This window comes from Nocardioides humilatus, assembly GCF_008373755.1.
In the GTDB taxonomy this organism is placed as follows: Bacteria; Actinomycetota; Actinomycetes; order Propionibacteriales; family Nocardioidaceae; genus Nocardioides; species Nocardioides humilatus.
This window is the reverse complement of record NZ_VUJV01000014.1, coordinates 1-11474: the sequence shown is the minus strand read 5'-3', so window position 1 is coordinate 11474 and position 11474 is coordinate 1. Positions and strand designations below refer to the sequence as shown.

Annotated in this window: 10 protein-coding genes; 6 read left to right on the top strand and 4 right to left on the bottom strand. The window is 70.4% G+C overall.

Annotation, left to right across the window (positions count from 1 at the left end; translation table 11 throughout):
• Positions 1-420: 420 nt before the first annotated feature.
• A complete protein-coding gene (locus F0U44_RS22085; RefSeq protein ID WP_246160756.1) occupies positions 421-2595 on the top strand; it encodes a S9 family peptidase in 2175 nt (724 codons plus the stop codon).
• A 165-nt stretch (positions 2596-2760) separates the two neighbouring features.
• Entirely contained in the window at positions 2761-3717 is a 957-nt protein-coding gene (locus tag F0U44_RS22080; protein WP_188113628.1) for a sigma-70 family RNA polymerase sigma factor, read from the top strand.
• Here F0U44_RS22080 and coaE read toward each other — a convergent pair.
• Positions 3714-4310, bottom strand: a complete 597-nt coding sequence (gene coaE, locus F0U44_RS22075) for a dephospho-CoA kinase (protein ID WP_149730561.1) — start codon at positions 4308-4310, stop codon at positions 3714-3716. The genes F0U44_RS22080 and coaE overlap by 4 nt on opposite strands.
• Positions 4311-4346: 36 nt before the next feature.
• On the opposite strand from coaE, the gene F0U44_RS22070 reads away from it, so the two are divergent.
• Positions 4347-5597, top strand: coding sequence for a class I adenylate-forming enzyme family protein (locus tag F0U44_RS22070; protein WP_246160755.1), 1251 nt, complete (start codon positions 4347-4349; stop codon positions 5595-5597).
• Positions 5598-5604: 7 nt separating this feature from the next.
• Here F0U44_RS22070 and F0U44_RS22065 read toward each other — a convergent pair whose 3' ends face one another.
• Both F0U44_RS22065 and F0U44_RS22060 read right to left on the bottom strand, forming a co-directional pair.
• Complete coding sequence (locus F0U44_RS22065) at positions 5605-6453, bottom strand: CE1 family esterase (RefSeq protein WP_149730559.1); 849 nt, start codon at positions 6451-6453, stop codon at positions 5605-5607.
• Between the two features lie 35 nt (positions 6454-6488).
• Complete coding sequence (locus F0U44_RS22060; RefSeq protein WP_149730558.1) at positions 6489-7454, bottom strand: helix-turn-helix domain-containing protein; 966 nt, start codon at positions 7452-7454, stop codon at positions 6489-6491.
• Between the two features lie 93 nt (positions 7455-7547).
• On the opposite strand from F0U44_RS22060, the gene F0U44_RS23140 reads away from it, so the two are divergent.
• Positions 7548-7697 carry a hypothetical protein gene (locus F0U44_RS23140; protein ID WP_188113627.1) on the top strand — a complete coding sequence of 50 codons (150 nt, stop codon included), beginning with the start codon at positions 7548-7550 and terminating at the stop codon, positions 7695-7697.
• Between the two features lie 93 nt (positions 7698-7790).
• On the opposite strand, the gene rpsA is transcribed toward F0U44_RS23140, so the two are convergent.
• Positions 7791-9269, bottom strand: a complete 1479-nt coding sequence (rpsA, locus tag F0U44_RS22055; RefSeq protein ID WP_149730557.1) for a 30S ribosomal protein S1 — start codon at positions 9267-9269, stop codon at positions 7791-7793.
• A 149-nt stretch (positions 9270-9418) separates the two neighbouring features.
• Between rpsA and F0U44_RS22050 the strand changes: the two genes are divergently transcribed.
• Positions 9419-10240, top strand: a complete 822-nt coding sequence (locus F0U44_RS22050) for a class I SAM-dependent methyltransferase (protein WP_149730556.1) — start codon at positions 9419-9421, stop codon at positions 10238-10240.
• 125 nt (positions 10241-10365) lie between these two features.
• Positions 10366-11474, top strand: a 1109-nt coding sequence (locus F0U44_RS22045) for a hypothetical protein (RefSeq protein ID WP_149730555.1), incomplete at its 3' end; no start/stop codon positions are given.

The window sequence follows — 11474 nt, the reverse complement described above, 5'->3', positions numbered from 1 at the left end:
ACACAATCTGGCCGCTAACCCCAAAAAAGGGTGAGGGCCTCTTGATGGTATGAGCATCAGGAGGCCCTCGGCTTGACCGGCTGTGGTGGCTCCGATCGACCCGGACCTCCGCACTCTCACCGCCGGACCCGCCACCAGGGTCGACGCCCGCAGGTTGCCCCGCGGGATGGAGAGGACTTCCGTCCGGCTCCCCGATCACTTCCCGCCTGGCCCGGAGGCCTTGCGTTCCGCTTTCGGTAGGGAGAGTTCTACGCCGCGTGAAACCACCAGCACAAGGGCTTTGCGCAAAGAAATTCCACATTCCTCGAGTCCCACAGGATCCTCCACATGTCAGGCCCATTTCCTCCACAGAAAGCGGCCGAACTCCACAGGAATCCACCGGTGCCTGTGGATGCGCAGTGGCCGGATACGGTGACCGACGTGCCTGCAACGCCCACGCCGCCGGTCGCCGCGCGTCGACCCGTCACCGCCGTCCACCACGGTCACTCCCGCACCGACGACTACGACTGGCTGCGCGCCAAGGACGACCCGGAGGTCCTCGCTCACCTCGAGGCCGAGAACGAGCACACCCAGGCCCGCACGGCGCACCTCGCCGACCTGCGTCAGCAGATCTTCGACGAGATCAAGGCCCGGACCCTCGAGACCGACCTCTCGGTTCCCACCCGCGTGCGTGGTTTCTGGTACTACGGCCGTTCCTTCGAGGGCAAGCAGTACGGCGCCAGCTGCCGCGTCCGCGTGACCGACCCGGACAGCTGGACTCCCCCGCAGCCGGCGGAGGCCGCTCAGCCCGACGAGCCGGCCCTGCCCGGCGAGGAGGTGCTGCTCGACCTCGACGCGCTCGCAGGCGAGCACGAGTTCTTCTCCCTCGGCGGCTCCTCGATCAGCCCCGACGACAACCTCCTCGCCTACGCGACCGACGTGGTTGGCGACGAGCGCTACACCGTGCGCGTCAAGGACCTGACGACCGGCGAGCTGCTCGCCGACGAGCTCACCGGCGTGCTCGGCGGCGTGACCTGGGGCGGGACGCCCGACCACTTCTATTACTCGACCATCGACGAGACCTGGCGCCCCGACAAGGTGTGGCGCCACCGGCTCGGCACCGAGCAGGCCGACGACGAGCTGGTCTTCCACGAGCCCGACGCGCGCTACTTCGTGGGCGCCGGCCGCACCCGCAGCCGGCGCTACGTGGTCATCGTGGCGTCGTCGAAGAACACCTCCGAGTTCCACGTCCTCGACGCCACTGATCCCGCCGCCGAGCCGTGGTGCTTCGCCGCGCGCGAGGAGGGCATCGAGTACTCCCTCGACCACGCCGTCCTCGGCGGCGTCGACACGTTCCTCGTGCTGCACAACGCCACCGGGCCCGAGTTCGAGCTGGCCACCGCTCCCCCGCGACCGACCCCGCGCACGGAGTGGGTCCCGCTGCTGGCGCACGACCCCGCGGTACGTCTGGAGGACGTGGACGCCTACGCCGACCACCTGGTCGTCGGGCAGCGCAGCGACGGCCTGCCGCGCGTCCGGATCCTCGAGCTGGGGCCCGACCCCGCTGCCCCGGTGACCGACGACTGGCTCGTCGACTTCCCCGGGGAGCTGTCGACCTCGGGCGCCGGCGGCAACCCGTCCTTCGAGCAGCCGACCGTCCGCGTCGGGATGACGAGCATGATCGAGCCGTCCTCCGTCTACGACCTCGACCTGCGCACCCGCGAGCGCACCCTGCTGAAGCAGGCGCCCGTGCTCGGCGGCTACGACCCGGCCGACTACGAGGAGCACCGGGTGTGGGCGACCGCGCCCGACGGCGTCCGGGTGCCGATCTCCGTCGTGCACCGACGCGGGGTGCGTGGCGCCGACGGCACCGAGCCCGTCCCGCTGCTGCTCTACGGCTACGGCGCCTACGAGACCTCGATCGACCCCTACTTCTCCGCGGCGCGGCTCTCGATGCTCGACCGCGGCGCGGCCTTCGCGATCGCCCACGTCCGCGGTGGCGGCGAGCTCGGCCGTCATTGGTACGACGACGGCAAGCTCGCCCACAAGCAGCACACCTTCGACGACTTCATCGCCTGCGCGCGGCACCTGGTCGCGACCGGGTGGACCACCGCCGACGTGCTGGTCGCCGAGGGCGCCAGCGCGGGCGGCCTGCTCATGGGGGCGGTGGCCAACCAGGCACCCGACGCCTTCGGCGGGATCGTGACCACGGTGCCCTTCGTGGACACGCTGACCTCGATGCTCGACGCCAGTCTCCCGCTCACGGTCACCGAGTACGACGAGTGGGGCAACCCCGAGGGCGACCCCGAGGCCTACGACCTGATCGCGTCGTACTCCCCCTACGACAACGTCGCCGACCTGCCCTACCCGCCGATCCTCGCGGAGACGTCGATCAACGACACCCGGGTCCTCTACGTCGAGCCCGCCAAGTGGGTGGCCAAGCTCCGCGCCACCGCCCCTGAGGCCGACGTGCTGCTCCGTATCGAGATGGCGGCCGGTCACGGCGGCGTCTCGGGCCGCTACCGGGCCTGGCACGACCGCGCTTTCTCCCTCGCCTGGATCCTGGACCGCATGGGCCTGGCGGGCGTGGGTATCCCTCCGAACGACTCCCTCTGACTGAGAAGTCCCTGAGAGTTGCCGTTTGCGGCAACTCTCGGGCCCGCTGGGACGTCTGAGCAGTCGAGAGCACTTCAACGGAGCGCCCCGATCGGGGAACACCGCACCGCCGCAGTGCGTTGGAGACGAGTACCGGCGGGAGTCGGTATGCGAAGGAGGGTCGCGATGGCTGCAACGGCTACGAGGAACCGAGGCCGCGAGATCGAAGGACGCGACAGCGTCGGTCTCTACCTCGACGAGATCGCCCGCACACCCCTGCTCGACGCCGCCCGCGAGGTCGAGCTGGCCAAGACCATCGAGGCAGGGCTCTTCGCCCAGCACCTGCTCGACGAGGGTCGCGTCGCCCGAGCCAAGGGCGGTGCGCCCAAGCGAGCCTCCCAGGAGGAGCTCGAGTGGATCGCCGAGGAGGGACGCAAAGCCACCACGGAGTTCATCAACGCCAACCTGCGGCTCGTGGTGTCGATCGCCCGCAAGTACGGCCGGGCCCAGATGCCGATGCTCGACCTGATCCAGGAGGGCAACACCGGCCTGATCCGCGCGGTCGAGAAGTTCGACTACGCCAAGGGCTACAAGTTCTCGACCTACGCGACCTGGTGGGTCCGCCAGGCGATCACGCGCGGCATCGCCCAGCAGGCCCGCGTCGTCCGGCTCCCCGTCCACGTCGTCGAGGAGCTCAACCAGGTGGGCGGCGCCCGCCGGACGCTCGAGCGTCAGCTCGGCCGCGATCCCAACCCCGAGGAGATCGCCGGCGAGCTCGGGATGGACGTCGAGCGGGTCCTCGACCTGATGGCCTGGGGCCGCGAGCACGTCAGCCTCGACACCCCAGTCGACGAGGACGGCGACACCTCCCTCGGTGACCTGATGGCCCAGGAGACGGCGCCCGGGCCCGACCTGACGGTCCTCGACGTGGAGGCGCGCGAGCGCCTCAACACGCTGGTCGAGCAGCTCGACGCGCGTGCCGCCGACATCATCCGCGCCCGTTACGGACTCGTCGACGGTCGCCAGCACAAGCTCGCCGACATCGGCGCCAAGCACGGCATCTCCGCCGAGCGGGTGCGCCAGCTCGAGCGGGAGGCGCTGCAGAAGCTGCGCCGCCTGGGCGACCCGGACCTCGCCGCCTAGCGCGTCGCGGCCGGACGCAGCTCCTCGACGACCTCCGTCACCCGGCGACGGAGGTCGTCGAGCGTCCCGGTGTTGTCGATGACGTAGGTCGCGATGGCTCGTCGATCGTCCCGGCTCGCCTGCGCGGCGATCCGCGACTCGGCGTCCTCGAGGGTCCAGCCCCGGTCGCGCAGCATCCGCTCGACCTGGACCTCGGTCGGCGCGTCCACGACGATCACGGCATCGAAGGTGTCAGCGCGGCCCGACTCGGCGAGCAGCGGGATGTCGTGGACGACGAGGTCCTCGGCACCGGCCGCCGCCTCGAGCTCGATGATCCGCTCGAAGACCAGCGGGTGCACGATCGACTCGAGCACCTTGCGCTTCGCCTCATCGGCGAAGACGATCGCGCCCACCGCTGCCCGATCCATGTCGCCCTCGGGCGTCAGGATCTCGGGCCCGAACGCGTCGACCACCCGCTCCAGCCCGGGCGTGCCCCGGGCGACGACCTCGCGGGCGAGCTGGTCGGCATCGATCACGACCGCACCGAGCTCCCGCAGGATCGACGACACGGTGCTCTTCCCCGAGGCGACTCCCCCGGTCAGTCCGACGCGCACACGGGGACCCTACTGGGACCCCCTACTGTGGCGCCCGTGGGCGTGCGGATACCAGGCGAGGGCGACCGGGTCGCCCTGCTCGTCCCCGGCTCTCTGGCCTACGTCGACGTGGTCCTGCGCCTGCTCAGCGTGGGCGCCTTCCCGATCCCGCTCGACCCGCGCTTGACGGCCGTCGAGCGCGAACGGATCCTCGCACCTCTCGCTCCGACGCTGGTGGTCGAGGACGACTCCACCCTCGGGGAGATCTCCACGGCGCTCCCGCCTCCGGGACTCCCGCTCGGTCGGCCCCTGCACTGCACGAGCGGCACCACGGGCACGCCCAAGGGCGTGTGGTCCGGCCTCCTCGACCACGCCGGCGCCGCGGCTCTGGTCGCCGAGGAGCGCGACCTGTGGGGCTTCGGGTCCGACGACGTCAACCTGGTGCTCAGCCCGCTCTACCACTCGGCGCCGCTCCGGTTCGCGATGGGAACGCTCCTCGCGGGAGGCCGGCTCGTCATCCCGGGACCCTTCGATCCCGGTGCGGTCACCGCTGCGATCGAGCGCGAGCGGCCGACCACGATGTTCTGCGTGCCCACCCACCTGCAGCGGCTCTTCGCCCACTGGGACGAGGTCGGCATCCCGGACCTCAGCCCGTTCCGGCTGGTCGCCCACGCGGGAGCCCCCTGCCCCACCGAGGTCAAACGGCGCCTCATCGAGATCTTCCCAGCTGGTTCGACCTGGGAGTTCTACGGCTCGACCGAGGGCCAGTTCACGGCATGCCGCAGCGAGGAGTGGCTCGAGCGCCCCGGCACTGTCGGTCGAGCACGACCGGGGCGCCGGATGAGCGTCGACCCCGACGCGACCCTGTGGTGCGTCGTGCCCGAGCACGCCCGGTTCAGTTACTACGGCGATCCCGAGAAGACCGCGGCCGCGTGGCGCGAGACGCCAGAGGGGCCCGCGTTCACGGTCGGCGACCACGGCCGGATCGACGCCGAGGGCTACCTTTACCTCGACGGGCGACGCGACGACCTCATCATCAGCGGCGGCGTCAACGTCTACCCCACCGAGGTCGAACAGATCCTCGGCGAGTGTCCCGGCGTCACCGACATCGCGATCTACGGCGCCGACGACCCCGCGTGGGGCCAACGGGTCTGCGCCGCGGTGGTCGGCGAGGCGACCGAGGAGACACTGACGGCGTACGCCCGGGAGCACCTGGCGCCGCCCAAACGACCGAAGACTTATGTCTTCCGCGATGCCCTGCCGCGCACGCTGACCGGGAAAGTACGCCGCGGCGAGCTCGGCAGGTAGTTCTTCACTAGTGCCGCATGGTGTCGAGGAGCCAGGTGGTCGAGTGCCGGAAGTCCTTCCACGTCATCGAGTGCTCACGCCGCGGGATGACCCGGAGCATGAAGGTCGAGCCACCCTTCATCCGCGCCGCGAGCGACGCCACCGAGGGGATCTCACGCTCCTGACCGAGGAGCGTCACCGTGCCACCGTCCAGGGGCACCCGCGGGTCTGCGGCGCCGTGCCACTGGCCGATCTTCACCTTCGCGGTGTCGCAGGGGCCGACGTAGGTCGCGGCCAGCGCGGCCACGACGGGGAACACGTCGGGTCGTTCGCAGGCCAGTCGCAGCGAGAGCATCCCTCCGTTGGACAGGCCGGTCGCCCCGATCCGGTCCGGGTTGATCGCCCAGGTCTTGCCGATGTCGTCGAGCACGTCGAGCACGTAGCCCACGTCGTCCACCGGCTCCTCGGTGCAGCAGAAGCCGGCGTCCCAGCGCAAGGTCCCGTCCTTGCTCAGGGCGTAGACGAAGATCGTGTCCGGCCCGAACCCGTTGAGTCCCTGGAGCCAGCTCCTGGCCGTGTCGCCGTCCTCGGCGCCTCCGGCACCGTGCAGGAAGAACACCAGGCCGCGGTCCTTCGCCAGCTGGTCGCTACAACCGGCCGCGGCCCGGGTGCTGCAGCTGGGCCCGCGGACGAAGTAGGCGCGGCCGTCGTCGAGCACCCGGCGGTAGGTCTTCCAGGTGAGGGCGGCGGCCGTTGATGACGGCGCCGACGACGACGCCAGGGTCGACCCGGTCGACCCGGCAGGCGGAGCAGGCACCAGGCCCACCATCACCAGGAGGCCGACGAACAGGAGACGGCCGATGCGGCTGGACTTCATGCAAGCCCCAACGGCACGGCCCCGCGATCGTCACGTCAGGCGGAGGCCTCCGTCGGCGCGGGGCAGAAGGTACGGCGGTACTGCTGCGGGCTGACCCCCCGCACGCGCTGGAAGTGGTGCCGCAGGGCCGCCGCGTTGCCGAAGCCGACCTCGGTGGCGATCCACTCGACCGGCTGCTCGGTGGTCTCGAGCATCTCCTCGGCCGCCGCGACCCGCTGCCGGGTGACCCAGCTGTGGGGCGTCGTGCCGGTCTCGTCACGGAACCGACGGGCGAAGGTGCGCGGCGACATCAGCGCGCGGCGCGCGAGGGTGTCGACGCTGTGCTCCTCAGCGAGGTTCTCGAGGATCCAGGTGAGCAGCGGCCGCAAGGTGTCGGCATCGCAGTCCGGCACCGCACGAGCGATGTATTGAGCCTGGCCACCGTCGCGGTGCGGAGGTACGACGGCCCGGCGGGCCACCATGCTGGCGACCGCTGCGCCGTACTCCTGCCGCCAGATGTGCAGGCAGGCGTCGAGGCCCGCAGCGGTGCCGGCACTGGTGATGACCTGGCCGGCGTCGACGTAGAGGACCTCGGGCACGACGTTGGCGGCCGGGAAGCGCCGCTGGAGCTCATCGGTGTACATCCAGTGCGTGGTGCAGTCGCGCCCGTCGAGCAGTCCGGCCATGCCGAGGGTGAAGGCGCCGCTGCAGACCGACAGGATGCGCGCACCGCGCTCGTAGGCCTCCTGGAGCGCCTCGATCACGCCGTCGGGAGCCACCCGGCCGCGCGGTAGGGCCGGCACCGCCACCAGGTCGGCCTCGCGCACGCGGTCGAGGCTCTCGTTGACCTGCAGCGAGAAGCCCATCGAGGTCGGGATCGGGTCGCGGGTCTCCGCGCAGACCGCGAAGTCGAGTAGGGGTACGCCGTGCTCGCGCCGGTCGAGGCCGAAGGCCTCGCAGAGCACGCCGAGCTCGAAGGGGGCCACGCCCTCGTAGGCCAGCACGGCCACGTTCGTCAGCATCGGACCACCATCGCACCGATGTGGCAGAAAATCAACGCACACCGGCATAACTGCCACTGGTGGCAGGATCCCGTCAGTAGCAGACTTTCTGCCATGACCTTCTTCCTGCTCCTGATGCTCCTGATCCCCGTCGCAGCGACCCTCCACGCGCTGCTGCGCGACGACCGCGGCCAGCTGCCGCCGCCGTCCTCCCACCCGACCGACCCCGGCTTCGCTCCCCCGGCCCGCCGACTCCACGCCTGAGGGTGCGAGGCTCGCTCGGCTCGCACCTCAACCACCGGAAAAAAGGCCGAAGGCCCGGTCACTCGTGAGAGTGACCGGGCCTTCGCGCGTTGATCAGTTGCCGCCCGTGAGCTTCTCGCGGAGCGCCTGGAGCGCCTCGTCAGAAGCGAGCGAGCCGCCCTGCTCCTCGGCCTCGCCGGTGTCGGAGGAGTACGAGGTGGCCTCGCCGGCCTCGATCTCCGCCTGCTTGGCGTCGGCCTGCTGCTTGACGTGGGCCTCCCAGCGAGCGTGCGCCTTGGCGTACTGGTCCTCCCAGGTCGCGCGCTGCTCCTCGAAGCCCTCGAGCCACTCGCCCGTCTCGGGGTCGAAGCCGTCGGGGTAGACGTAGTTGCCGGACTCGTCGTAGGTCGCCGGCATGCCGTAGAGCGTCGGGTCGAACTCCTCGACGTCCGCAGCAGCGGTGGTCTCGTTGGCCTGCTTGAGCGACAGCGAGATCCGACGACGCTCGAGGTCGATGTCGATGATCTTGACCATGACGTCGTCGTTGACCTGGACGACCTGCTCCGGGATCTCCACGTGGCGCTCGGCCAGCTCGGAGATGTGGACGAGGCCCTCGATGCCCTCCTCGACGCGGACGAACGAACCGAAGGGCACCAGCTTGGTGACCTTGCCCGGCACGATCTGGCCGATCTGGTGGGTCCGCGCGAAGTGCTGCCACGGGTCCTCCTGCGTCGCCTTCAGCGACAGGGAGACACGCTCGCGGTCCATGTCGACGTCGAGGACCTCGACGGTGACCTCGTCACCCACGGTGACGACCTCGGACGGGTGGTCGATGTGCTTCCAGGACAGCTCCGAGACGTGGACGAGACCGTCGACGCCGCCGAGGTCCACGAACGCGCCGAAGTTGACGATCGAGGACACGACACCCTTGCGGATCTGGCCCTTCTGGAGCTGGGTGAGGAAGCCGTGGCGAACCTCGGACTGGGTCTGCTCGAGCCAGGCGCGGCGCGACAGGACCACGTTGTTGCGGTTCTTGTCGAGCTCGATGATCTTGGCCTCGAGCGTCTGGCCCACGTAGGGCTGCAGGTCGCGCACCCGGCGCATCTCCACCAGCGAGGCGGGCAGGAAGCCGCGCAGGCCGATGTCGATGATCAGACCACCCTTGACGACCTCGATCACGGTGCCCTCGACGACGCCGTCGGCTTCCTTGATCTGCTCGATCGTGCCCCACGCGCGCTCGTACTGGGCGCGCTTCTTGGACAGGATCAGACGGCCTTCCTTGTCCTCCTTCTGGAGAACGAGGGCCTCGACCTTGTCGCCGACCTCGACGACCTCGGAGGGGTCGACGTCGTGCTTGATCGAGAGCTCGCGCGAGGGGATGACGCCCTCGGTCTTGTAACCGATGTCGAGGAGCACCTCGTCACGGTCGACCTTCACGATGGTGCCTTCGACGATGTCGCCGTCGTTGAAGTACTTGATGGTCAGGTCGATAGCGGCCAGGAAGTCCGCCTCGGAGCCGATGTCGTTGACCGCGACCTGGGGCGCGTTGTCGTCGTACTGGCTGTAGAGGGGGGTCGAGAGGGTGCTCGTCATGGAGTTGGGTCAGTCCTTGGGTGGGCAGAAGTAGTAGGAAAGGCAAAATCACGCGGTCCCGTGACCGCGACATTCCAGGGTACGCGGGTGCAGGCGGCGGAGTCCAACTCGCGCGACCCCTCCGTCATGGCTTGGGTACCCTCGTCGGCGTGGAGCAGGAGCACTGGCCTCATCCCCCGGTGACCGCTCACCGGCGTGCGGCGACCGAGGAGGAGTCCCGCCGGGCCAACGGCCCCGACTGGGACCGCTACGCCGACGAGTACCAGGCGACCCACGGCGACTTCCTCGGCGACGTCGGTTTCGTGTGGGGCCCCGAGGGCCTCACGGAGGCCGACGCCGGCGTGCTCGGCCCGTTGGCCGGCAAGGACGTCCTCGAGGTCGGCTCCGGCGCGGGACAGTGCTCACGGTGGATCCGCAGTGTGGGCGGCCGGGCCTACGGCCTCGACCTCTCCCACCGCCAGCTCCAGCACTCGCTGCGCATCGACGACGCGACCGGCATCGCCGTACCGAGCGTCCGGGGTACGGCGACCCAGCTGCCCTTCGCCACCGCCTCCTTCGACGTGGTCTTCTGCGCGTTCGGCGCGCTGCAGTTCGTCGCCGACATCGACCGGGCGGTCCAGGAGGCCGCCCGGGTGCTGCGCCCCGGCGGGCGGTTCGCCTTCTCGATCACCCACCCGACGCGCTGGATGTTCCCCGACGACCCGACCGAGGACGGGCTCATGGCCTCGCAGTCCTACTGGGACCGCACGCCTTACGTCGAGGTCGACGACGTGACCGGCCGGCCCGCCTACGTCGAGCACCACCGCACCCTTGGCGACTGGGTCTCGATCCTCGCCGGTGCCGGTTTCCGGATCACCGCGCTGCTCGAACCCGAGTGGCCCGACGACCACGAGCGCCTCTGGGGCGGCTGGTCCTCGGTCCGCGGCCGGCTGACTCCCGGCACGGCGATCTTCGGAGCCGACCTGGACTGACGTCACCTGTTATCGGATCCGAAATCCGACCAGGTCAGGCGCCCTGGAACTGGTAGACGTGTGCCACGACGACGTGGCTCGGAGCGGACGTCTGCCTGCTTGACCCCATGACCCAGGAGACACCCATGACTGATCTCGGCTCGATCGGCGCGCGCCTGCGCACGGTCGTCCTCGTCGGGACGGCGACGGCGACCGCCGCCGCCCTCAACCTCGCGACGGCCCCGGCCGCCCACGCTATTCCCGAGGCGACCGGACATGCCGACGCCCAGGCGGTCGAGGGCGACGGCATCCTCGCGATCCTCAACACCGGCCCTGCGTGCGACGCGGACGACACCGCTCTGACCGCGGAGGCCACCCCGACGGGCCGGTGCGGCGCCGGCCTCGCCTTCGAGGGCGAGCAGGTCGCGACCTTCACCCAGGAGGCCTCCGCCGGCAACGGCACCTCATCGGCCAACGCCGGCACCGCGCCGCTGGCCATCGAGGACTTCCACTCCCTCGACCTCAACGGCGTCCTCGACGGCCTCGACGCGATCGACTCCGGAACGGTGCTCGACCCGGTCGTCCAGGCGCTCAACCCGCTCGTCCAGGACGTGGTCCGGGCCGCGCTCCAGCCCCTCATCGACCCGATCAACGACGCGCTGCAGAGCACCCTGGCCGGCGTGGAACAGGCACTGCCCCTGTCCGTCGAGATCGGCGCGATCACCGCGCAGTGCACGGCGACCGCCGACCCGCTGGTGGCCAGCGGCAGCACCGAGGTCGCCGGGATCGACATCGTCGTCGAGCTCGGCTCGACCCAGGTGCGGGCACCCATCGACCTCGGCACCGGCCCGAACGCCCCCCTCACCGTGACCGCGCCCCAGGACCTCGTGGACGGCGTCCTCGAAGGGCTGCGCGACACCCTCGAGCAGACCCTCGGTGGCGCGCTCGCTCCGCTCAACGTCCTCGTGACCGGCCTGCAGGACACGGTCATCGACACCCTGCTGGAGGCTCTCGAGCCGTCCCTGTTGACCGCCCTGACCGACGCCCTGCGCGGCCTGGTCTCTGGCACGGTCAACATCCAGGAGCCGGTGTCTCCCTCCAGCACCGGTGAGATCACGGTGCGCGGGCTCGAGCTCACCCTGGCCGGCAGCACCGGCCGGCTCGCCAACGCACACTGCGGCCCCAACACGGCGGGCGCGGTCGACGACGACAGTGACGACGACGGCCTCACCGACGACGAGGAAACCGACCTCGG